Genomic DNA, 21312 nt, shown 5'->3' on the forward strand with positions numbered 1-21312 from the left:
CTGGATATGTGCACGTTGTCGTGGATAACGCCGAGGTGCTGGAGGGCCTCGTCCCAACCAAAGTTGGAGCAAAGTTGGAGTTTGGAGGACAAATCGACCTCGACCATGCCCCTGACCTCGGGGTCTCCGGCGAATGAGATAAAATCGGTGGTTCATGTGTGTCGTGACGGCGCACAATCGGTCAGTTAACTATCCGCAGCCGCTGTACCCCGAGGAGACGCTTGTGATCACCGCGACCGACCTGGAGGTCCGGGCCGGAGTCCGCACCCTGCTGACGGCGCCGGGGTCGGCGCTGCGGGTGCAGGCCGGTGATCGGATCGGGCTGGTGGGCCGCAATGGCGCGGGGAAGACCACGACGCTGCGGATTCTTGCCGGTGAGGGGGAACCTTACGCGGGCAAGGTCATTCGTTCGGGTGAAATCGGTTATTTGCCGCAGGATCCGAAGGAAGGCAACCTCGACATCCTCGCCAAGGACCGGGTGCTGTCGGCGCGCGGGCTCGACTCGCTGCTGCGCGAGATGGAGAAGCAGCAGGCGCTCATGGCCGAGGTGGCCGATGAGAAGGAGCGCGACAAGGCGATCCGCAAGTACGGGCGGCTCGAGGAGCGGTTCTCCTCGCTCGGCGGATACGTCGCCGAGAGCGAGGCCGCGCGGATCTGCAACAGCCTGGCCCTGCCCGACCGGGTGCTGAACCAGCAGCTGAAGACCCTCTCCGGTGGTCAGCGCCGTCGAATCGAATTGGCGCGCATCCTGTTCAGCGCCTCCGACGGCAGCGGCGGCAAGTCCGACACCACGCTGCTGCTCGACGAGCCCACCAACCACCTCGACGCCGACTCCATCAACTGGCTGCGCGGGTTCCTGCAGAACCACGACGGCGGTCTCATCGTCATCTCCCACGACGTCGATCTGCTCAATGACGTGGTCAACAAGGTGTGGTTCCTGGACGCGGTGCGCGGTGAGGCCGACATCTACAACATGGGCTGGAAGAAGTACCTCGACGCCCGCGCCACCGACGAGCAGCGCCGCGTGCGCGAGCGCGCCAATGCCGAGAAGAAGGCGTCCGCGCTCAAGCAGCAGGCCGCCAAGCTCGGCGCCAAGGCCACCAAAGCCGCTGCGGCACACCAGATGGTGAAGCGTGCCGAGCGCATGTTGAACGAGGTCGACGACATTCGCGTGGCCGACAAGGTGGCGCGCATCAAGTTCCCGGAGCCCGCCCCTTGCGGCAAGACGCCGCTGATGGCCACCAACCTGACCAAGCTCTACGGGTCGCTCGAGATCTTCACCGGCGTGAACCTGGCCATCGACAAGGGCAGCCGCGTGGTGATCCTGGGCCTCAACGGCGCCGGTAAGACCACCATGCTGCGTCTGCTCGCCGGTGTGGAGACCCTGACCGCGGGCCAGATCGATCCGGGCCGCGGCCTGAAGATCGGCTACTTCGCCCAGGAGCACGACACCCTCGACGATCAGGCCACGGTGTGGGAGAACATCCGCCACGCCGCCCCCGACGCGGGTGAACAGGACCTGCGCGGCCTGCTGGGCGCGTTCATGTTCTCCGGCCCCCAGCTCGACCAGCCCGCCGGCACCCTCTCCGGCGGTGAGAAGACCCGCCTGGCCCTGGCCGGTCTGGTCTCGTCGGCCGCCAACGTGCTGCTGCTCGACGAGCCCACCAACAACCTCGACCCGGTCTCCCGCGAGCAGGTCCTCGACGCGCTGCGCAGCTACGCGGGCGCGGTCGTCCTGGTCACCCACGATCCGGGCGCGGCCGAGGCCCTCAACCCCGAGCGCGTCATCATGCTCCCCGACGGCACCGAGGACCACTGGTCGCAGGACTACCTGGAGCTCATCCAGCTGGCGTGAGATCGCCGCCCCCGCATGGGTGCTGACCACTGGCCGTCGCAAACACCAAGCGCCGGAGCGGCATCGGAACCGGGTCACCGGTCCCTCCGCTCCGGCGTTGCCATTCCGGCCGCGGGCCTCCACGGGTCCGGATGCGCTGATCCGCGTGGCAGGAAGTCCGCCGGTGCGAGTGCCGATCGGCTTCGGCAAGGTCCGCGCCGCGGGTGACCGACAGACCAACTGACCGGAATGTCTGATGAATCAGGCGTCGCCGTAGACGAACGATCATGACGGGCCGGTCGCGCCCGCTGCGGGTGCCGGAGCCCTGACGAAGGCTGTACACCGCCTGGAAGGGCCTGTCGTTCAGCAGAATTCGCGCACCCGCCCTGGCGCGCCGGTGACACTTCCGACCAGCGAGAATCCCCCATTTCTGCCCGCGATTCGGGCATTTCGCCACATTCGGCACAGAAAGCGGTGACTCGGATCACACTGATTCGTTGATCACACGGGAACAAGTCTCTAACCTGGAATGAGGCGCCCACGGCGACTCGGAGGATAGCCATGAGTGACAGGCCCGCACAGGGTAAAGCCGTATTGGGTAAAGGCACGCGCGTCACCGGGAAATCCCGCGATCGCTTGCAATCCCAGCTCAAGAAGCAGTACGAGGCCGGAGCCAGTATCCGGTCGCTGGCCCGGGAAACGGGCCGCTCGTACGGCTTCATCCACAACGTGCTGGTGGAGTCGCATGTGCAACTCCGCAGCCGGGGCGGCGCGAACCGCCGCAAGGCCGCCAAGGCCGGCAAGTAGCGTCTTCTCCGTTCGGGAAGGGGTTGCCCTCCCGTCGGGAACGGATTGCTGGGTCTCGACCGGCGAAAGCCGGTCGACGACTTGCGATTCGGGACGCCTTGCGGTGGTCGGGGATGACCTGGCGCAATCCCGGGGACGACTCGGGATGGCGCGCGGCCTGCCCGTGACGGCACGTGGAACTTACGGGATCACGGTCCCGTCGCCGAGCACCAGCAGATTTGCGAGGCTCTGGAAAATCGGCAGACCGGTCTTGATTTCCAGATAGGCGAACTGCCCCTGGGGGTTCACCTCCAGGAAGTAGAACTCGCCGTCGAGGCCCACGCGCAGATCGAGCACGCCGAAAGCCAGCCCCAGCGCGCCCATGAGCGTGGTGAGCGACTTGCTCACCGAGGCGGGCAGCCGGTCGGCCGTGAAGGCCACCGAGGTGTCCAGGCGCGAATCCACCCGTCCCACACCGGCTTGCGAGTCGATGCGCACCACCCACTCGATGCCGTCCACCCAGACGATGCGCAGATCGCTCTCGGCGTGGATGTAGTCCTGAAAGACGGTGGGGGAGTTGCGGATCGTGCTGAGCCGGTCGAAGTCCGCCGCGGTGAACAGCCGGGTCTCGGTGAACGCCCCGCGGCCGGTGCCGATGCGTTTGTAAACCACTGGGCCGGGCCGGGATTCGATGAAGGCGCGCGCCTCCTCCGGATCATTGGTGACCACGGTCTCCGGGACCGCGAAACCGGCGCGATAGGCCGTCTCCAACTGCACGAGCTTGCGCCCGGCGGTGCGGTCGGCCCCCGGGTCGTTGACCCACATGGCCGGCACCGACCACAGCAGCCCCTGGAGGAAGCTGTCGCATTCGGCGCGGCGATAGGTGTCGTCCTCCTCGGTCAGACCGGCCGGCACGGCGCAGGGGTGCGGTCGCCGCCACCACACGGAGGTGACATCGTCGAGGCCCAGGATGTGCGACAGGCTGCGGTAGGAGCCGTCGGCACCCAGCCGGAAAGTGCCGTTCTCACGTGGAAAGTCGCGCATGTCGAGGCGAATCGGGGTGTGCCCGTGGTGTTTCCGCAGCGTGGCTGCGAGGGCGTCACCGTGGAGGTCCTCGGCCTCGGTGACGATGAGCACCGAACCCATGGTGCGGGCGGCCATCCGCGCCCCCGTCAGTCCAGGCTGTCGCAGGCTATGCCGTCGTCGCTGCCGTGGTGCGAGCGGGTCTGGCAGCAGGTCATGGTGGCCCCGCCGACACCGGGCGCGGCGGCGAGATCCAGTCCGCGCGCCCAGATTTCGGTCTCCCGGCGCAGTTCGTCATCGCCGCGGGCCGGGCTGAGCTCGGGCGCGAGGGTGAGCGGGCGGTCGGTGAGCTCGACGCGGCGGCGCTGGGTGAAATCGGCGGTGGCCCCGGACCGTACGCGCACCAGCACCGGACGGCCCTCGCAGCCGCCCTGTGCCACGGCGGTATCCCAGCGCGAGATGTCGAGGACATCGGCGCGGTGGAAGGTCCAGGTGCCGTCGCCGACCCGCACGCTGATACTTCGCTCGGTGGCTGCGACAAGATAGCCGGGTAGCGGTGGCGAGGTGCTGGCGAGTGCCGTCGATCCGGTTCGGTGCAGGGCGCCGGTCATGCTGAGCTCCGATCTGCTCGGGATTTGCTGCGGGGCCGAGCGTGATCTGAATCATATCCCGCGTCGCGTCGGAATCGGTCCGCAACGAAAGATTTCAGCTACCCCGGCAAACTCCGCCGGGGTTTCGGAAACCGTTTTCGCCGAAGAAATTTCGCTGATCAACCGAGACCGGGTCGGGGCGGCGGCTTTCGCTCAGAGACCCAGCACGTCCGGCGACTCGGCAATGGCCCGCAGTGCGGCACCGGGATCCGCAACCAGTTTGCGGGCCTGTAGATCGAGAATGCCGGACACGACCTCGATCTGCGCCGATATCGTCCCGTCCAGTTTCACCAGTTGCTGGTGCATCTTGAAGACCTTGCCGCCGGTCCATTCGAATTCGCAGGTCACCGAGATCTCGTCGCCCAGATGCAATTCGCGCTGGTACTTGACGGTCTGTTCCAGCACTACCGGGCCGATGCCCGCGGCCACCATCTTCTCGCCCGGCAGACCGCTCGCGCGCAGCAGTTCCCAGCGGGCGTGCTCGGCGTATTGCAGATATACGGCTTGATTGAGATGCCCGTTGATATCGAGCTCGTATCCGCGAACGGTGACCGGGACGGAAAAGACCATGCAACTTCCAACCCGGCCCGCGACGGCGATCATTCCGCATTTTCAGTGGTCTGCGGCACACAGGTCCGCGACTGCGGGGCTATCGCCAATCCGAGTCGTGGTGGAGGGTTCGTGAGACAGGTTGCCATGCCACCCTCGATGATCACTGCGTAACCGCCAGATTGGCCATCATGGCCATGTCCTCGTGCTCGAGATTGTGGCAGTGCAGCATGAAGCGGCCGGTGTAGCCGGTGAAGCGGATCGCGAGCTCGAGCGCCTGCCCGGCGGGCAGGTGGACCGTGTCCTTCCAGCCGCGATCGGACGGCAGGGGCTCGCGGCCGTTGCGGGACAACACCTGGAAGGGGTTCAGGTGTACGTGAACCGGGTGATTGAAGTTGGCGGTGAGGCGCCAGATCTCCCATTCGCCGAGCCGGACGGTCAGGTCCGTGCGGTCCGGGTCGAAGGGGCGGTCGTCGATGAGCCAGCCCTTCGCCTCGGAGTCGCCGGACATTCCTGTCATTTGCGGCATTTCGCCCATGTGGAAGTGGAGGTCGCGGCGGCGGACCGCGGACTTCGGATCGAAACGCTCGATCCGAGCCAGGTGATCGGGGATTCGCGAGGTGTCGGGTTCGGTGCGGGTGACGCGCAGGCGCAGCACCTCCACCGTGCGACCCTCGCCGAGGTCGTTCACCACGGTGACCTCATCGCCGGGCCGGTAGCCGGTCAGGTCGACGATGGTGTCGACGCGCTCACCCGGGGCCATGTCGAGCGCGTCGAGATGCTGTGGCGCGTCGAGCAGTCCGCCATCGGAGCCGATCTGCACGAATCCCGGTGCGGTCCGGTGCGGGCCGTCGAACCGCAGCCGGTACACGCGGGCATTGGAGCCATTGAGCCAGCGCAGCCGATACCGCACCGAGGCGACGTCGTAGCGCGGCCACGGCACACCGTTGACCAGCACCACATCGCCCTGCACGCCCTGCATGTAGTCGCCGGTGACGCCGGGGGAGTGCTGCGCGGTGGGGTCGACGGCCGGGTAGACGAGCTGACCGGCGGCGTCGAAAGCCCGGTCGCACAACAACAGCGGCAGATCACGCTCCCCTGACGGCAGACCGAGGCCGTCCTCTTCCTCGTCACCGATGAGATGGAATCCGGCCAGCCCGCGCCACACCGACGGACCGCTGAAGTCCATGCGGTGATCGTGATACCAGAGCGTGGCGGCGGCCTGCTGGTGGGGATAGGTGTACAGCCGCTCCTGCGACGGGTGCACGTAATCGGTTGGGTAACCATCGGATTCAGCGGGAGTGTGACCGCCGTGCAGGTGCGCCACGGTCGGCACCGCGAGCTCGTTGCGATGCGTGACCAGGGCCGGGCGGCCGCTCCGGGCACGGATGGTCGGTCCGGGGAATTCGCCGTTGTATCCCCAGATTTCGGTGCGATATCCCGGCAGGATCTCGCGAACCGCCCGCCGCTGCACGATCCGATAGTGATCCCCGGCCGCATCCACCCGCTCCGGAGCCAGCGTCGAGGGGACGGCTCCCGGCAGGATGAACGGTTCCGGGAGCCGGGCGGCACTGCGGATCGTCGCACCGAGGGTCCGCGGACCCGAGAGCTGCCAGGTGATTCCGGCCCCGGTGGCCGCGATGGCTCCCACGCCGAGAGCTGCTGTTCGCAGGAGTCGGCGACGCGGAATCATCGACTCCGATCGCAAGCGGTGCCGGCTCGCGCCGGTTGGTTGCGGCGCAGTGTCGATGCCGAGGCTCTCGCCCGAGCCGACGCGGCCCCGCTCGCCGAGCCCTTCGGCCACCGGGGACTGTGGCGTGACCGGCGGCACCGGCGTCGAGTTGGGTCGTCGTGTGCCGAATGTGAAGGGTCTCACTGTGCTTCGGCTCCCGAGGTCGTTGCGGGCGCGGAGGTCGATCGGGACGGGAATTCCGGCTCGCGGGAATCGGCTTCGCGCCAGGCCCAGCGGGTGACCAGGATGAGCGACGCGATGATTCCGACGCCCAGCGGCACATGCAATTCGAGGTAGTCGAGCTGGGCGAGCCAGGCTTGCAGCCCCTCGGTGGCGACGAGTGCGAGCACTGCGGCGGCGGGCCACCACGGCCCGCGCTCGCGTCGGCTGCGCACGGCGACCACGGCGAGCAAGGTAACCGTCAGGGCGGCAAGGACGCTCGTGTTGGCGGCGTGCAATCCGAGCGCGTCGAAATTCCCGGCGAGGAACCGTCCGGCCAGCGCCGCCTGGATCAGAGCATCGGCGGCGGTGAGTGTCGCGACCGTGCGCACGGCCACCCGGAGTGCGCGACCGGTGGTCGGCTTCGTTTCGGATCGGCGCGCAATCCGCGTGGATCGGCGCGGATTGCGCGGTGCCAGTACGGCATTCATTGTTCGTCCCCCTGCTGACTCGGTTCGCTCAGGCGCGGTTGGCGTTGCGCTCGGCCCACCACCGCGGCTCGTCGATGAAGTGGTTGTCGAAGTCCTCCTGCGCGGCCTGGATATCGGCGGGCGTGGCCTGGCCCTGCGCGAGCCGCTCGAGGAAGCGGAAGTAGCCGTGCCGTTCGACGCCCGGGGTCAGGGCGATGAGGATGCGCGCCGTGCTCTCCGGCGCGGCGCCGAAGGCGTGCGGCATGAACTTCGGCACCACGATCGCGCCGCCCGCGCCGACGGTGGCCATCTTGTCCCCGGCCCACACCTGCAGCTCGCCGTCGGCGACGTAGAACAGCTCGTCGGAGAGCGTGTGGTAGTGCGGCGTCGCGCCGTCCGCGCCCTTGCCCAGGGTGACCTCGATGGTGCTGCTCGACCCGCCGGCCTCGTTGGAGTCGATGAGCAGACGCACCGACGCGGTCGCGGTCGCGAGGACCTCGGCGTCCTGGGGCTGACGGATGGCGGCGGCGCGGGAGGTGGTGTTCATGGCTGGCTCCGAACTGTTCGGCGGTTGATAATTCGCTACCGAACTATATGCCATCGAATAGAGTGCTGTCCATGGGCGAGAAGAAGTTCGACGCGGTGGACGCGATCCAGGAGCAGTGGCGGCGGGAGCGGCCGGACCTCGACGGCGACGCCATGGCCATGCTGTCGCGGCTCGGGAGGCTGCTGGTAGTGGCGACCCAGAAGGTCGAATCGGTCTTCGTCGCACACGGTTTGCAGAGCGGGGAGTTCGATGTGCTTGCGACGCTGCGCCGTTCGGGTGAGCCCTACGAACTCACGCCGTCGGGCCTCGCGGACACGCTGATGATGTCCCGCGCTGGGATGACCGGCCGCCTCGACCGCCTCGAACGCGCGGGCCTGGTCCGCCGCATCGCCGACCCCGGCGACCGCCGCTCGATCAAGGTCGGACTCACCGACCGCGGTCTCGAATTGGTCGATGTCGTCGCCACCGAGCACTTCGAGAACGAAACCCGCATGCTCTCGGTCCTCTCCGCCCAGGATCGCGCGCACCTCGACCGCATCACGCGCCTGCTCCAAGCCCACCTCACGCAGGCCGACTGACCCTCGGCCGCCGAAAATGGCTGGTACCCAACCGCGTCCCGCGACTACCGTCCTCCCGCGTGACCCCGAAGTTCGAGATCAGGGCAGACCATGACCGGGACACGATCGTGGTCTACCAGGCCTACGCACCCGCGATCGCCGACGCGGCGGTAGCGGCCCAACGCTTCGTCCCGCCCTTCTCGACCCACCGCATGACCTGGATCAAACCCTCGTTCCGGTGGCTCATGCACCGCAGCAACTGGGCGCGCAAACCCGGCCAGGAACGAATCCTCGCCGTCCGCATCACCCGCGCGGGCTGGGAGGAAGCCCTCGCCCAGGCGGTCCTCACCAGTCCCGAACGCCGCGTCTACACCGGAAACGACCAGTGGCGCACGCTGTTCGCCCACGCCGTAGTCCACGTCCAATGGGACCCCGAATACTCCTTGCGTGGCGCGAAACTCGATCACCGCAGCCTTCAGGTCGGCCTGTCCCGCCACATCATCGAGCAGTATGTCGCCGACTGGACCGTGGACATCCGCGACCTCACCCCAACCGTCCACCGCATGCACGGCCACCTGCGCTCGGGCCACGCCGACCGCGCCCGCGCCCTGCTGCCTCCGGAGAAGCCGTACCCGCTGGCCGCCGATGTCGCGCAGCGGATCGGGGTCACGGCGGTCTGAGGGCGGCCGACGATCAGATCGGCGGGTCGGTCTCGGGTCGGCCGTGCGCGATCTCGTGGAACGCGCGACGCAGGACCGCCGAAATCCGCTGGGGGGAGGCGTCGTTCAAGCCGTCGAGATGGAGCAGGTGGCGGCCGATTACGACGCCGAGCGTGACCGCGCCCAGCAGTCCGGCCCGCAGGTCGGCGTCATCCTGGACCAGATGGTCCGCTGCCTGCCGTTGCTGCGCGACCATCGCCGCACGCACCTCGCCGGCGGCGTCGGGATTGGTGAGCATCGATCGGATCGCCGCCAGCGCGTTCACCGGCTCCTCCTCGAGCTTCGCGACGAGCGCCCCGAGGAGCAGCTCCGCGGTCTGCGTGGGTGATCCTTCGATCGTCTGCAGGTCGCCGACCACCGCGACCCGGGCGAACAGCTCCGCTTTCGAGCCGAAGTAGCGCATCACCAGTCCCGGGTCGGTCGCCGCCGCGGTGGCGATCGCGCGAATCGTGGTGCGTTCGTAGCCCGCTTCGGCGAACAGCCGCCCGGCCGCTTCGAGGATGCGCGCCTCGGTATTGCGGCGTTGCTGAGCGCGTGTGGTGGCCGGATCCATTGATTCAGTCTACGAACGTTGACTCGATCCGTGGCGCGGGCGTACCTTCGGTCTACAGCTGTTGACTGAAAATTGTGAGGTTCTCCATGTGGTTCACCCTGCTGTTCGCCACTCTCGCAGGCGTTATGGGTACCAACGCCCTGCCCCATTTCGTGAAAGGCCTACTCGGCGAAGAGTTTCCGAACGTCCTGGGCAACTCGCCCCTCCGCAATGCGCTGGCGGGCTGGCTGGGCCTGGTTCTCGCCGCTGGCTTCGCCGCAGTATCCGACCTACCCGCCCACCCCTGGCCGGGGGCCGTCGCCCTGAGCGTGGGAGCACTGGCCATGACCGTCTTCCACGGCCGCCGCGGCGCCTATCGGCTGAATGACGCACTGCGCCTGCCCAATCCGGCCTGACGCTAGAGTTCCGGCATGCCCGAAAAGATCCTCCGCAACACCTTCACCGTCCCCGCTCCCGTGGAGGCGGTGTTCGACCACCTGAGTCGGCCCGAGAACTACATCGGCCTGTCGCCGTTGGTGGTGGCCGTCGAGGACGTCCAGGACGGTTCGTATGTGGCGGTCGAACGGTTTCGGTTCCTCGGCCTGAAGTACGACAACCGGATTCGCGTGTCCCTGCTGGGAACACCGGGCAAGGCCGTGTGGGGTGAGGTCAACAGTCCCGGCGGCGTCCACATGGCCTACCGCTTCGACCTCACCACCACCCCCGGAGGCACCCGCGTAGACGACGAACTCCGTCTCCGAACCCCCTTCGGCCTCATGGCTTTCGCCTCCGGCCAGGCCCGCAAGGTCCAACTCGCCCGCGGCATCATCCTGACCGAGCGCCTCACCCGGTCCTGAGCAAAGGGTGTCGTCGGTGAGGTTCGCGGATCGCCGGGTAGCTACTCCCGGCGGCGGACCGAGGCTTCTACGAGGTCGAGGACGGCTTCGAGGTTGTCGTTGGCGTGGCCGGAGGCGATGCGGGCGATGAGGCCGTCGAGGACGAGGTCGAGGTAGCCGAGGATGACTTCGGTGGGGACGTCTTCGCGGAGGGCGCCTGCGGCCTTGCGGCGTTCGAGGCGGGCGACGGTGGCGGCGGTGAGCTCGGTGGAGCGTTCTTCCCAGTTGGCGCGGAATTCGGGGTCGTTGCGCAGGCGGCGGGCGATTTCGAGGCGGGTGCCGAGCCAGTCGAAATCCTCTGGGCGCGCGAGCATGTCGCGCATGACCTGGATGAGGCCCTGGGTGGCGGCGACTTCGGCCATGCGGCCCGCGTCCTCCTGGGCCAGCGCCAGGAAGAGGGCGTCCTTGTCGCGGAAGTGGTGGAAGATCGCGCCCCGTGACAGGCCGGTGGCTTCTTCGAGGCGACGCACGGTCGCGCCCTCGTAGCCGAACTCCGCGAAGCAGCGGCGTGCTCCGTCGAGGATCTGGCTGCGCCGGGCGGCGAGGTGGTCGTCACTGACCTTGGGCACTGGACTCCTCCGAAACGTGTTGTGCGGGTTCTCCTTGATGATCTTGCGACCAAATCGGAGAACCCGCACGAGCGACGAGCGAAGCGGCCCCGGACGGGGCCGCGTGGTAGGCGGTGAAAGCCACCGCCTACCACCACGACTCGGCTTCGAAACAGCCCTTCGAAGACCGAGGCGCTGCGGTTACTAGCCGCGGATCATGTTGCGCAGCACGTACTGCAGGATGCCGCCGTTGCGGTAGTAGTCCGCCTCACCGGGGGTGTCGATGCGGACGACCGCGTCGAAGACGACCTTCTCGCCGTTCTCCTTGGTGGCGGTGACCTTCATGGTCTTCGGAGTCACACCCTCGTTCAGCTTGGTGATGCCCTCGATGTCGAAGGTCTCGGTGCCGTCCAGGCCCAGCGACGCGGCCGACTGGCCGGCCGGGAACTGCAGCGGCACAACGCCCATGCCGATCAGGTTCGAGCGGTGGATGCGCTCGAACGACTCGGTGATGACGGCCTTGACGCCCAGCAGACGGGTGCCCTTGGCGGCCCAGTCACGCGAGGAACCCGAGCCGTACTCCTTGCCGCCCAGCACGACCAGCGGGATGCCCGCGGCCTGGTAGTTCTGCGAGGCGTCGTAGATGAAGGCCTGCGGGCCACCGGGCTGGGTGAAGTCGCGGGTGTAACCGCCCGAGACGTCGTCCAGCAGTTGGTTGCGCAGCCGGATGTTGGCGAAGGTGCCGCGGATCATCACCTCGTGGTTACCACGACGCGAGCCCAGCGAGTTGTAGTCCTTGCGCGCAACGCCATTGGCGTCGAGGTACTGCGCGGCCGGGGTGCCCGGCTTGATCGGACCGGCGGGGGAGATGTGGTCGGTGGTGACCGAGTCGCCCAGCAGCGCCAGCACGCGCGCGCCCTTGATGTCCTCGACCGGGGCCGGCTCCATCGACATGCCGTCGAAGTAGGGGGCCTTGCGGACGTAGGTGGACTTCTCGTCCCAGGCGAAGGTGTCGCCCTCGGGGGTGTTCAGACCCTGCCAGCGCTGGTCACCGTCGAACACGGTGGCGTAGGACTTGGTGAACATGTCCCGGCTGATCGCCGACTTGATGGTGTCGTCGATCTCCTGCGCCGACGGCCAGATGTCCTTCAGGAAGACGTCGTTGCCGTTCTGGTCCTTGCCCAGGGCGTCGGTCTCGAAGTCGAAGTCCATGGTGCCCGCGAGCGCGTACGCGATGACCAGCGGCGGGGAGGCCAGGTAGTTCATCTTGACGTCGGGGGAGATACGGCCTTCGAAGTTGCGGTTGCCCGAGAGCACCGCGGTGACCGACAGGTCGTTGTCGTTGATCGCGGCCGAGATCTGCTCCGGCAGCGGACCGGTGTTGCCGATGCAGGTGGTGCAGCCGAAGCCACCCACGTAGAAGCCCAGCTTCTCCAGGTACGGCCAGAGACCGGCCTTCTCGTAGTAGTCGGCGACGACCTGCGAGCCCGGGGCCATGTTGGTCTTGACCCACGGCTTGGACGCGAGGCCCTTCTCGACGGCGTTGCGGGCCAGCAGGGCCGCGCCGATCATGACCGACGGGTTGGAGGTGTTGGTGCAGGAGGTGATGCCCGCGACCACGACGGCGCCGTGATCCAGGACGAAGTCACCGCGCTCGGGGTCCGAAACCTTGATCGGCTTCGACGGGCGACCGGAGTTGCCGTTGGCGGCGGTCGGCAGGGCCGCACCGTCGGTGGCGGTGCCGGAGGCGACCGGGTCGCTGGCCGGGAAGGACTCCTCGAGAGCCTCGTCCAGCGCGGTGTGCGGCACCGGGTCGTTGGTGTAGGTGCGGATGTCCTGGCGGAACTGGGTCTTGCTGTCCGACAGCAGGATCCGGTCCTGCGGGCGCTTCGGGCCGGCGATGGACGGCACCACGGTGCTCAGGTCCAGCTCCAGGTACTCCGAGTACGCGGGCTCGTTGTCGGCGTCGTGCCACAGGCCCTGCTCCTTGGCGTACGCCTCGACGAGCGCGAGCTGCTCGTCGCTGCGGCCGGTGAGGCGCAGGTAGTTGATGGTCTCCTCGTCGATCGGGAAGATCGCTGCGGTGGAGCCGAATTCGGGCGACATGTTGCCCAGGGTGGCGCGGTTCGCGAGGGGCACCTCGGCGACGCCCTTGCCGTAGAACTCGACGAACTTGCCGACCACACCGTGCTTGCGCAGCATGTCGGTGACGGTGAGCACGACGTCGGTGGCGGTCACGCCCGGCTTGATCTCACCGGTCAGCTTGAAGCCGACGACGCGCGGGATCAGCATGGAGACCGGCTGGCCCAGCATGGCGGCCTCGGCCTCGATGCCGCCGACGCCCCAGCCCAGCACGCCCAGGCCGTTGACCATGGTGGTGTGCGAGTCGGTGCCGACGCAGGTGTCGGGGTAGGCCTGGCCGTTGCGGACCATGACGGTGGGGGCCAGATACTCGATGTTGACCTGGTGCACGATGCCGACGCCCGGCGGGACGACCTTGAAGTCGTCGAACGCGCCCTGGCCCCAGCGCAGGAACTGGTAGCGCTCGCCGTTCCGCTCGTACTCGAGGTCGACGTTGCGCTCGAGGGCGTCGGCGGTGCCGAACACGTCGAGGATGACCGAGTGGTCGATGACCATGTCGGCGGGGGAGAGCGGGTTGACCTTGTTCGGGTCGCCGCCGAGGGTGGTGACGGCCTCACGCATGGTGGCCAGGTCGACGATGCAGGGCACGCCGGTGAAGTCCTGCATGATCACGCGGGCCGGGGTGAACTGGATCTCGGTGTCGGGCTCGGCCGACGGATCCCAGGCCGCGAGGGCGCGGATCTGGTCGGCGGTGATGTTCGCGCCGTCCTCGGTGCGAAGCAGGTTCTCCGCGAGGACCTTCAGGGCGTAGGGCAGCTTCTCGGTGCCGGGCACGGCCGCGAGACGGAAGATCTCATACGAGTTGCTTCCGACCTCGAGGGTGCCCTTGGCGCCGAAGGTATCGATACTCGTCACGTTCAGCTCCACTCGTCTGTGAATGGGAGGGCCACCGGCGGGGCTGTGCCGATGGCTCGTCGAGGCGCAAGCCCCGTCCGTTTGCCGACTCTAACAGTACGCTTGTCCTGTGAGCACATCGGGGGAGTGTTATCGGGGCCGCTCGCGTGCCGCAGTGAGGTGATATGACACGTCGTCCCGTACTCTGCGTTCGTGACCGTCTCGCGTACCTCGGTTTTCACGCCCATGAAGGCGGAACTACCGCCGAACACCGACCTGAAGGCAATCATCGCCGATCTCGCCGATGATCATGTCGCCGCCCCCGCCGGACGCGACAAGCAGGGGCTGATCGACATCGCCGCTGACGCGCGCGAGCGCGGCATTCAGCTCGACATCATTGTCGTGCAGGGCAATCCGGGGATCGAGGCGAACCTGCGCGATCTCGCCAACGAGGTCGGCAAGATCGAGCACGGGACCGTGGTGGTCTTCAGCGACGACTGGGTCGGCACCTACAGCGACCAATTCACGCGCGGGCATCTGGAGTGGGCCGAGGACAAGGCCAAGTACCGGGGGCCCGATCACACCACCGAGGCTGCGCGGGTTTTCGTGGATCGGCTCGAGCAGCCGGAGACGGTGTCGTGGACGGTGATCACGCTGGTGATCCTGGGCGTGCTGATCGCGACGATCGGCGGGCTGTACCTGGTGAAGGTGCGGCGTGCGCAGGGTCGGGCGGGTGAGCGGACCCCGGTCTAGGTGGTCCGGCCGTCGAGAGGCGGTGTCTCCCTCGGGGGGTTCGGGTTCGTCCCGGGCCCCTTTTTTTGCTGCCCTCCGCCTGACCGGTATCTGACATACCGTCCAGTTCGTCTGCGGCGCGCCGAAACCGTACCGCGTGTCGTGTGTTGTGGCGTGTGGTGATTGTGGGATTTACCTGCAAATACTTGGCTACTAACGAATTACATCGCTGTCATTGTGGCGTGCCTGAGCGGCGTACTCCCTGACTTGCCGTACGGTTTCGCGATGGCACGGTTGGGGATGTTGTGCCGGATGGGACTCCAGGGAGGTGCGATGAGACGACCGGCGAAGCTGCAGCGGCGCTGGATGCGGGTCGCTACGGAGTTGCTCGTAGCGCTCATCGTGTTCGCCGTGGGCATGGCCGCCGGCCACGCCGTCCCGCCGCCGCCCCCGAATCCGAGCGACTCCGATATCAATGCCGCCGGCGCGCAGGTCGACGCCGGAGTGGGCGAGGTCGGCGCGCTCATCAATCAGGTCGCCGCGGCCGAACAGCAACTGCAGCAACTCGACGACGCTGTCGCCACCCGCCGCGAGGCCGTCAACAAGGCCCTGGTCGACCTGCAGATCGCCCGCGACGCCGCCGACACCGCCGCCCGCGCGGTCACCCAGTGCCAGCGGGACCTGACCGACGCGGGCACGAAAGTCGATGGCGCGCACCGGGAATTCGACAAGTACGTAGCCCAGGTGTACATGCGCCCCGGCTCCACCTCGCTGGTCAACTACCTGGCCGCCCCCAGTGCCGAGATCGCGCTCAACCGCGCTCAGGTGCTGACAATTGCCTCGAAGAACCAGCAGGCCGTCGTCGACGGCCTGCGTCACGCCCAGATCGACCAGGCCAACAAGACCTCCGCCGCCAAACAGGCCCAGCAGGCCGCCGACGCCGCCGCGGCCGACGCCGCCGCCAAGAAGACCCAGGCCCAGAACGCGGTAGCCGCCGCCCAAGCCGACCTGGACCAGGAGAACGTCCGCCGCAACGACCTTGTCGGCCAGCGTGATTCGGCCCAGCAGCGCCTCGACGCGGCGCGCGCCAACGTCGCGGGACTGCAGGGCCAGCGCGACGCCTTCGTGGCCTGGGACCAGCAGCGCAAAGCCGAGGAGGCCGCCGCGCACGCCGCGGCCGTGGCCGCCGCGGCCCGAGTAGCGGGCGACCGCGCTTCCGCCGACCGCGCCGACCAGGTGGGCCAGGGCCACCGCCCCCACACCCTTCAGGACACCTCCCCGCCGCGCCGCTCCATGCCCCCGGTGGTCCGCCCGAACGGTTCGAGCGCCGACCTCGTCAACACCGTCGTGGACCGAGCCATGTCCCAACTCGGCGTCGAATACGCCTGGGGCGGCGGCGACGAGGACGGCCCCACCCTCGGCATCCGAGACGGCGGCACCGCCGACAGCTACGGCGACTACAACAAAACCGGCTTCGACTGCTCCGGCCTCATGATCTACGCCTTCGCCGGCGTCGGCGTCTCCCTCCCGCACTACTCCGGCTACCAATACACCATGGGCACAAGGGTCCCCGTCTCCCAACGAGCCCGAGGCGACATGCTCTTCTGGGGCCCCGGCGGCAGCCAACACGTAGCCCTCTACATAGGCAACAACAAAATGGTCGAAGCCCCCCAATCCGGCGACGTAGTGCGCGTCTCCACCGTCCGCGAAGACGGCATCATGCCCTACGCCATCCGAATCATCTCCTGACCCGCCCCGAGGTTGTGGCACCGTCGTTGTCGTGGATCCGAGGGTGAGCGGCGTATCGGATGTGCGGAACCAACTCGCGGATGACTGGTATGCGCCCGGTGCGTGAAATCCTCCACACACCCGACGACATGCTCGTGGTGTGGTGGGAGGCGGTGCCGACAGTTCGGTTCGAGGCGGAGGTCATGGCGGATCTGCGCCGCCGATCGCCCGCCTACCTGCCCTGGCTGGCCGAAAACCCTTATCTGCCGGACGATGTGGTCGCCGAGTCCGGCATCAGGGTCTGATATTCGTTGGAATGTCTTCCAGTGCTGGTGTTTTCGCTGTCTCGGCTAGTTCGAGGATGTGGGTGCGGAGGAGTTTGTGGGCTGGGTCGGTGTCGCGGCGTGGGTGCCAGAGCAGGCTTACGCGTAGGGGTTTGAGGGGCAGTGGGAGTGGGTGGAGGGTGAGGCCGAGGGGTGTTGCGAGGGTGCGGGCCAATGGGGTGGGGGCGATGGTGAGTAGGTCGGTGTCGGCTGTCAGGTGTAGGGCGGTGGTGAAATCGGGGGTGGTGGCGGCTGTTTCGCGGTGGAGGCCGTGGTTCTCGAGCAGGCGGTCGGTGGCGGTGCGGAGGCGGCCGCGGCGGGACACCACGACGTGGGGGAAGGCGGCGAGGCGGGGCGGGGTTACCGGCTCGGACGTCAGGGGGTGGCCGGTGCGGACGGCGACGGTGTAGGGGACGCGCATCAGGCCCTCCGCGCGGAGGTCGTTGTGGGCGGAGGCGTTCACGACGATCGCGACATCGGCTGTGCCCTCGCGTAACTCGGCATCGGCGGCTGTGCCGCGGCTGTCGGCGAGGAAGCGTACCTGGGCGGCGGGGTTCTGCTCGCGCAGTCGCGTGATCAGTTGTGTGCCGTAGGCGGCGATCAGGTCGTGTGGTGCCAGAACCGTGAAGGGGCGGCTCAGTGCATCCGGTTCGCGGGGTTCGAGAATGCCTTCGGCTGCCGCGACGAGTGCGCGGACTCGCGGTCGCAGGGCGATCGCCTGTGCGGTGGGTTCCATGCCGCGTCGGGTGCGCACCAGTAGGGGATCGTCGAACGAGGTGCGCAGGCGGCCTAGGGCCCGGCTGACCGCGGGCACCGAGAGGTTCAGTTGTCGCGCGGCGGCGGTGACACTGCCCTCCTCGAGCACGGCGTCGAGCACCACGAGGAGGTTGAGATCCAGGGAGGTGACTTTCACTTCGCGAAAGTAACAGTTGCTGGATTTTCACTTGTGACAATAGTTGGGGCAGACCTACGTTCGGATCCATGACGACCGATCGAGATCCGAAAACGCTTGTCGCACTGGGTAGCAACGCGCTCGCCGAGGCCGGGCACGGCGATATGGTGTGGGGGCACCTGGCCGTCCGCGATCCTGGTGGCCGCGGTGTTTGGATGAAATCGTCCGGCTGGGGACTGGAGGAGATCACTCCCGAGCGGGTGCTGTTGGTCTCGTGGACCGGGGAGTTGCTCGAGGGCGAGGGGCGCGTCCATCTCGAGTATCCGATCCACACCGAGATCATGCGGGCCCGGGCCGATGTGCAGGTCAGTGTGCACACGCATTCCGCGGCGGTGAACGCTTTCAGCGCGCTCGGCACGCCGTTGCGGGCGCTCAGTCATGACGCGGTCGTTTTCGCTGAGCACGGTCTGCCACGGTTCGCCGCTACCGCCAATCTGATTCGCACTCCTGAACTGGGCCGAGCGCTCGCCGCGGATCTCGGCGTCGCCCGCGCCTGCCTGATGCCCGAGCACGGCTTCGCCGCGGTGGGCACGGATATCGCGCATGCCGTGATGTACGCGGTTCTGCTCGAGCGTGCTTGCCGAGTGCAGCTCACCGCGGCGGCGGCCGGAGAATTGCGGCATTGGACCGAGTACGAGGAGTGTTTGGAGAAGGATGCGGTGGTTTGGCCCGACAGCCAGATCGACGCCGGATGGCGTTACTGGTGTCGGCGGGTCGCGGCGCGGCCATCGCTCGGTGCGTGAAAGGTAGTGCATGCCATGGCAGTTCGGAAGGATTCAATGGTGGTCGACGACCGGGGAGTGCCGGTCGAGCGGCGTCGGATCGGCACGGTCGTGGTCATGGGGGCGTTCTGGGCGACGATGGCCGGGACGACCGTACCCACGCCCTTGTACCCGCGCTACGAGCACGACTTCGGGTTCGGTGCGCTGGCCGTGACCGTGATCTTCGGGGTGTACGCATTGGCGGTCGTTGCCGGGCTGCTCACCCTCGGCGGGCTCTCCGACCGGCTCGGCCGCCGGCCCATAGTCGCCGTGGCGTTGATTCTCGCGATCCTCGCTTCGGCGGTGTTCCTGCTGGCAGGGAATCTTGCCGAACTTCTGATCGGGCGGGTGCTGTCGGGTCTGGCCGCCGCGCTCATGACCGGCGCGGCCACCGCCCAGCTGGCGGAACTGGCCGCGCCGGGCGGCCACACGCGTGCCGGGCGGTTGGCGCTGGGCGCGAATATGGGCGGTCTGGCCTCCGGGCCGCTGCTCGCGGGAGTGCTCGGCGAGTACGCGCCCTGGCCGCTGCGGCTGAGCTGGTGGGTGATCGGCGTCCTGCTGCTGATCGCGCTGACCGCGCTGGTCATCGTCCCGGAAACACGGAAAGCGCCGGGCGACACCGCGAATCGTGCCCCGGCCACTCGGCGGCCCAGCGTGCCGGCCGAGATCCGGGGGCCGTTCTGGCGTGCCGCACTGCTGGCCGGGTCGGGATTCGCGGTGCTCGGCGTGCTGACCGCCGTCACCGGCCTGTTCCTGGCCCAGGTCGCGCACATTCACAGCCTTCTCGCGACCTGTTCGATCGTCACGGTGGCGTTCGTGGCCATCGGATCGGGCCAGTTGCTGGCGGGCAGGGTGGAGCGTGTGGCCTCGCTGGTGTCCGGCGCGGGTCTGCTCGTCGGCGCGGCCCTGATCGCTACGGCGATGGCCACGGCCGCCTATTCGCCACTGCTGTGCGCCGCGATGGTGACCGGCCTGGCCACCGGCATCGCCATCGGCCACGGCATCACGCTGATCAATACGCGGACCCCCGCCGCCACCCGGGGTGGCACCGTCTCGGCCTTCTTCGCGGTCCTCTATATCCTCCTGGCCCTGCCCGCGATCGGTGTCGGCTCGCTCGTCGGCACCCTCGGATTACGCACCGCCGGTAGCGTTTTCGCCGCGGCCGTCGCGGTGCTGGTCATCGCCGTCGTGGCCGGCTCCCGCACCGGCCGGCCGGAGACGCGGGGCTGAATCGGATCGGGGGACGCCGCCTGCCGGATCACGGTGTCGCGGTGGCGGTTTCGGTTGCACCGAGGCGGTCGGTGAGGGCGTCGAGGGTGCCTTCGCGGTGTTGGTTGTGGAGGGCGATCAGGCGGGGGAGGTCGGCCGATTCGAGGGCGGTGATGATCGCGTCGTGTTCGGCGACTATGCGGCTGATCGTGTTGGGGTCGGTGGCGTAGATGGCGCGGTAGATGTTGGTCAGGCGCCAGAGGCGGCGGAGTTCTTCGACGTAGAGGTCCAGGCCGGACTGGGCGAAGAGGGTGAAGTGGAATTCGGCGTTGAGGCGGCGGACCGCGCCGAGGTCGTGGCGGGCGGCGGCGTCGGCGATGGCGGTGTTGAGCTCGCGTAGGCGGGTGAGGGCCGCGGGGGCGATATCGGTGGTGCCGCAGAGGATTTCGTTTTCGATCAGGCGGCGCAGGCGGTAGGCCTGGTCGAGTTCGGCGGAGCTCAGTTCGCGGGCGCAGAAGCCGACGTTGCGGCGGTAGGTGAGCAGGCCGTCGGAGGCGAGCATGCGGAGGGCCTCGCGGATCGGCTGGCGGCTGAGGCCGAGTTGGTCGGCGAGGGTTTCCTGGCGGATCGGTTGTCCGGGGCGGAGATCGCCTGAGGCGATCGATTCGTAGACGGCGTCGATCGCGGTCTGCACCGCGCCGGTCGCGGTGTCGCTGTCCCGGGACCCGGCTGACATGGCATCCATAAGCCGCAGTCTAGCAATTGGATCCAATCTGTTGACTCAGGGTGGAAATCGTTCTTACGATTGGATCCAATTTCGAAGAGGAGATGTCATGACGACCAACGAGACCGCCATCGATGTCCGGGTTGAGGACCACATCGGCTGGATCGTGCTCAATCGGATCGAGAAGAAGAACGCCTTCACGCTCGAGATGCTGGAGCGCTGGGCGCGGGCCTTGCGGGAATTCGAGGACGACGAGCGGGTCCGGGTGGTGGTGGTCCGGGGCGCGGGGGACGCGTTCTGCGCCGGAGCCGATATCGACGGCTTGGCCGCGGCCGAACCGACTCCGCTGGAATCCCGCCGTCTGATGACCCACGTGCACCGGGTGGCGCGCGCGGTGGAGGATCTGAACAAACCGCTCATCGCCGGAGTCAACGGGGTGGCCGTCGGTGCGGGGATGGATATGGCCCTCATGTGCGACTACCGGATCGCGGCCGAGCGTGCCCGCCTGTCGGAGGGCTATGTCCGGGTCGGTCTGGTCCCCGGGGACGGCGGCTGTTACTACCTGCCCCGCCTGATCGGGACCTCGAAGGCATTGCGGCTGTTGTGGACCGGCGAATTCGTCTCCGCGGCACAGGCGCTGGCGTGGGGGATCGTCGATGAAGTGTGCCCGGACGCCGAGTTCGACGCCCGGCTGACCGCCTTCGCCACTCAGCTGGCCGCGCAACCGCCGGTGGCGGTCGAACTGATCAAACGCGCGGTGCGGCAGGCGGTTCCGGGCGATCCGCGGACCGCGCTGGACCTGATCGCCTCCCATCAGGCGGTGGTGCAGTCCACCGCCGATTCTCGGGAGGCCATGGCCGCGTTCCGCGAACGCCGCACACCGCGTTTCGAGGGGAAGTGACCGC

General features: G+C 67.9%; 23 protein-coding genes. 12 read left to right on the top strand and 11 right to left on the bottom strand.

Annotation, left to right across the window (positions count from 1 at the left end; translation table 11 throughout):
* Window positions 1-223 precede the first annotated feature (223 nt).
* Window positions 224-1855, top strand: a complete 1632-nt coding sequence (locus GPX89_RS13605; RefSeq protein WP_328601794.1) for an ABC-F family ATP-binding cassette domain-containing protein — start codon at window positions 224-226, stop codon at window positions 1853-1855.
* Between the two features lie 540 nt (window positions 1856-2395).
* A complete protein-coding gene (locus GPX89_RS13610) occupies window positions 2396-2641 on the top strand; it encodes a helix-turn-helix domain-containing protein (protein ID WP_033087059.1) in 246 nt (81 codons plus the stop codon).
* A 180-nt stretch (window positions 2642-2821) separates the two neighbouring features.
* Here the strand turns inward: GPX89_RS13610 and GPX89_RS13615 are convergent, their stop codons facing one another.
* The 6 genes from GPX89_RS13615 to GPX89_RS13640 form a co-directional block, all read right to left on the bottom strand.
* Complete coding sequence (locus tag GPX89_RS13615; protein WP_157387803.1) at window positions 2822-3781, bottom strand: MvdC/MvdD family ATP grasp protein; 960 nt, start codon at window positions 3779-3781, stop codon at window positions 2822-2824.
* Between the two features lie 11 nt (window positions 3782-3792).
* A complete protein-coding gene (locus tag GPX89_RS13620; RefSeq protein ID WP_157387804.1) occupies window positions 3793-4254 on the bottom strand; it encodes a hypothetical protein in 462 nt (153 codons plus the stop codon).
* A gap of 192 nt (window positions 4255-4446) precedes the next feature.
* Window positions 4447-4863, bottom strand: coding sequence for an acyl-CoA thioesterase (locus GPX89_RS13625; protein WP_157387805.1), 417 nt, complete (start codon window positions 4861-4863; stop codon window positions 4447-4449).
* A 142-nt stretch (window positions 4864-5005) separates the two neighbouring features.
* Complete coding sequence (locus GPX89_RS13630; protein ID WP_328601795.1) at window positions 5006-6646, bottom strand: multicopper oxidase family protein; 1641 nt, start codon at window positions 6644-6646, stop codon at window positions 5006-5008.
* 68 nt (window positions 6647-6714) lie between these two features.
* Window positions 6715-7224 carry a hypothetical protein gene (locus GPX89_RS13635; RefSeq protein WP_157387806.1) on the bottom strand — a complete coding sequence of 170 codons (510 nt, stop codon included), beginning with the start codon at window positions 7222-7224 and terminating at the stop codon, window positions 6715-6717.
* 28 nt (window positions 7225-7252) lie between these two features.
* Window positions 7253-7750, bottom strand: a complete 498-nt coding sequence (locus tag GPX89_RS13640; protein WP_157387807.1) for a cupin domain-containing protein — start codon at window positions 7748-7750, stop codon at window positions 7253-7255.
* Window positions 7751-7821: 71 nt separating this feature from the next.
* Here GPX89_RS13640 and GPX89_RS13645 point away from each other — a divergent pair, with 71 nt between their 5' ends.
* Complete coding sequence (locus GPX89_RS13645) at window positions 7822-8328, top strand: MarR family winged helix-turn-helix transcriptional regulator (protein WP_198347412.1); 507 nt, start codon at window positions 7822-7824, stop codon at window positions 8326-8328.
* Between the two features lie 59 nt (window positions 8329-8387).
* Complete coding sequence (locus GPX89_RS13650) at window positions 8388-8987, top strand: DUF4291 domain-containing protein (protein ID WP_198347414.1); 600 nt, start codon at window positions 8388-8390, stop codon at window positions 8985-8987.
* A 13-nt stretch (window positions 8988-9000) separates the two neighbouring features.
* On the opposite strand, the gene GPX89_RS13655 is transcribed toward GPX89_RS13650, so the two are convergent.
* The gene (locus GPX89_RS13655; RefSeq protein ID WP_157387808.1) at window positions 9001-9579 is read right to left on the bottom strand and encodes a TetR family transcriptional regulator; all 579 of its coding nucleotides are present in this window, start codon (window positions 9577-9579) and stop codon (window positions 9001-9003) included.
* Between the two features lie 74 nt (window positions 9580-9653).
* Between GPX89_RS13655 and GPX89_RS13660 the strand changes: the two genes are divergently transcribed.
* Both GPX89_RS13660 and GPX89_RS13665 read left to right on the top strand, forming a co-directional pair.
* Window positions 9654-9974 (top strand): hypothetical protein, encoded by a 321-nt coding sequence (locus tag GPX89_RS13660; protein ID WP_198347415.1) that lies wholly within the window; start codon window positions 9654-9656, stop codon window positions 9972-9974.
* A 15-nt stretch (window positions 9975-9989) separates the two neighbouring features.
* Window positions 9990-10415 (top strand): SRPBCC family protein, encoded by a 426-nt coding sequence (locus GPX89_RS13665; protein ID WP_157387809.1) that lies wholly within the window; start codon window positions 9990-9992, stop codon window positions 10413-10415.
* A gap of 41 nt (window positions 10416-10456) precedes the next feature.
* On the opposite strand, the gene GPX89_RS13670 is transcribed toward GPX89_RS13665, so the two are convergent.
* Together GPX89_RS13670 and GPX89_RS13675 are read right to left on the bottom strand one after the other, a co-directional pair.
* Window positions 10457-11023, bottom strand: a complete 567-nt coding sequence (locus GPX89_RS13670) for a TetR/AcrR family transcriptional regulator (protein WP_328601796.1) — start codon at window positions 11021-11023, stop codon at window positions 10457-10459.
* Between the two features lie 183 nt (window positions 11024-11206).
* Entirely contained in the window at window positions 11207-13999 is a 2793-nt protein-coding gene (locus GPX89_RS13675) for an aconitate hydratase (protein WP_328601797.1), read from the bottom strand.
* A gap of 192 nt (window positions 14000-14191) precedes the next feature.
* Between GPX89_RS13675 and GPX89_RS13680 the strand changes: the two genes are divergently transcribed.
* The 3 genes from GPX89_RS13680 to GPX89_RS13690 all read left to right on the top strand — a co-directional run bounded on the left by GPX89_RS13680 (window position 14192) and on the right by GPX89_RS13690 (window position 16743).
* Window positions 14192-14731, top strand: coding sequence for an Rv1476 family membrane protein (locus GPX89_RS13680; RefSeq protein ID WP_328601798.1), 540 nt, complete (start codon window positions 14192-14194; stop codon window positions 14729-14731).
* Between the two features lie 312 nt (window positions 14732-15043).
* Window positions 15044-16459 carry an NlpC/P60 family protein gene (locus tag GPX89_RS13685; protein WP_157387810.1) on the top strand — a complete coding sequence of 472 codons (1416 nt, stop codon included), beginning with the start codon at window positions 15044-15046 and terminating at the stop codon, window positions 16457-16459.
* Between the two features lie 80 nt (window positions 16460-16539).
* Window positions 16540-16743: a hypothetical protein gene (locus tag GPX89_RS13690; RefSeq protein WP_157387811.1), complete on the top strand. Its 204-nt coding sequence runs from the start codon at window positions 16540-16542 to the stop codon at window positions 16741-16743.
* On the opposite strand, the gene GPX89_RS13695 is transcribed toward GPX89_RS13690, so the two are convergent.
* Window positions 16733-17674, bottom strand: a complete 942-nt coding sequence (locus tag GPX89_RS13695) for a LysR family transcriptional regulator (protein WP_157387812.1) — start codon at window positions 17672-17674, stop codon at window positions 16733-16735. The two genes, GPX89_RS13690 and GPX89_RS13695, sit on opposite strands and share 11 nt — an antisense overlap.
* A 68-nt stretch (window positions 17675-17742) precedes the next feature.
* Here GPX89_RS13695 and GPX89_RS13700 point away from each other — a divergent pair, with 68 nt between their 5' ends.
* Both GPX89_RS13700 and GPX89_RS13705 read left to right on the top strand, forming a co-directional pair.
* Complete coding sequence (locus GPX89_RS13700; RefSeq protein ID WP_157387813.1) at window positions 17743-18456, top strand: class II aldolase/adducin family protein; 714 nt, start codon at window positions 17743-17745, stop codon at window positions 18454-18456.
* Between the two features lie 36 nt (window positions 18457-18492).
* A complete protein-coding gene (locus tag GPX89_RS13705) occupies window positions 18493-19704 on the top strand; it encodes an MFS transporter (RefSeq protein ID WP_157387814.1) in 1212 nt (403 codons plus the stop codon).
* 28 nt (window positions 19705-19732) lie between these two features.
* On the opposite strand, the gene GPX89_RS13710 is transcribed toward GPX89_RS13705, so the two are convergent.
* Window positions 19733-20428, bottom strand: coding sequence for a GntR family transcriptional regulator (locus GPX89_RS13710; protein WP_157387815.1), 696 nt, complete (start codon window positions 20426-20428; stop codon window positions 19733-19735).
* A gap of 88 nt (window positions 20429-20516) precedes the next feature.
* On the opposite strand from GPX89_RS13710, the gene GPX89_RS13715 reads away from it, so the two are divergent.
* Entirely contained in the window at window positions 20517-21308 is a 792-nt protein-coding gene (locus tag GPX89_RS13715; RefSeq protein WP_157387816.1) for an enoyl-CoA hydratase/isomerase family protein, read from the top strand.
* Window positions 21309-21312: the final 4 nt, after the last annotated feature.

This window comes from Nocardia terrae (assembly GCF_009760405.1).
GTDB lineage: Bacteria > Actinomycetota > Actinomycetes > Mycobacteriales > Mycobacteriaceae > Nocardia > Nocardia terrae.

Excerpts from the sequence above, each read along its gene's own strand:
- GPX89_RS13610 (WP_033087059.1), top strand. The coding sequence starts at position 2,396 with ATGAGTGACAGGCCCGCACAGGGTAAAGCCGTATTGGGTAAAGGCACG.
- GPX89_RS13615 (WP_157387803.1), bottom strand. The coding sequence starts at position 3,781 with ATGGCCGCCCGCACCATGGGTTCGGTGCTCATCGTCACCGAGGCCGAG.
- GPX89_RS13620 (WP_157387804.1), bottom strand. The coding sequence starts at position 4,254 with ATGACCGGCGCCCTGCACCGAACCGGATCGACGGCACTCGCCAGCACC.
- GPX89_RS13625 (WP_157387805.1), bottom strand. The coding sequence starts at position 4,863 with ATGGTCTTTTCCGTCCCGGTCACCGTTCGCGGATACGAGCTCGATATC.
- GPX89_RS13635 (WP_157387806.1), bottom strand. The coding sequence starts at position 7,224 with ATGAATGCCGTACTGGCACCGCGCAATCCGCGCCGATCCACGCGGATT.
- GPX89_RS13640 (WP_157387807.1), bottom strand. The coding sequence starts at position 7,750 with ATGAACACCACCTCCCGCGCCGCCGCCATCCGTCAGCCCCAGGACGCC.
- GPX89_RS13645 (WP_198347412.1), top strand. The coding sequence starts at position 7,822 with ATGGGCGAGAAGAAGTTCGACGCGGTGGACGCGATCCAGGAGCAGTGG.
- GPX89_RS13655 (WP_157387808.1), bottom strand. The coding sequence starts at position 9,579 with ATGGATCCGGCCACCACACGCGCTCAGCAACGCCGCAATACCGAGGCG.
- GPX89_RS13665 (WP_157387809.1), top strand. The coding sequence starts at position 9,990 with ATGCCCGAAAAGATCCTCCGCAACACCTTCACCGTCCCCGCTCCCGTG.
- GPX89_RS13685 (WP_157387810.1), top strand. The coding sequence starts at position 15,044 with ATGAGACGACCGGCGAAGCTGCAGCGGCGCTGGATGCGGGTCGCTACG.
- GPX89_RS13690 (WP_157387811.1), top strand. The coding sequence starts at position 16,540 with ATGACTGGTATGCGCCCGGTGCGTGAAATCCTCCACACACCCGACGAC.
- GPX89_RS13700 (WP_157387813.1), top strand. The coding sequence starts at position 17,743 with ATGACGACCGATCGAGATCCGAAAACGCTTGTCGCACTGGGTAGCAAC.
- GPX89_RS13705 (WP_157387814.1), top strand. The coding sequence starts at position 18,493 with ATGGTGGTCGACGACCGGGGAGTGCCGGTCGAGCGGCGTCGGATCGGC.
- GPX89_RS13710 (WP_157387815.1), bottom strand. The coding sequence starts at position 20,428 with ATGGATGCCATGTCAGCCGGGTCCCGGGACAGCGACACCGCGACCGGC.
- GPX89_RS13715 (WP_157387816.1), top strand. The coding sequence starts at position 20,517 with ATGACGACCAACGAGACCGCCATCGATGTCCGGGTTGAGGACCACATC.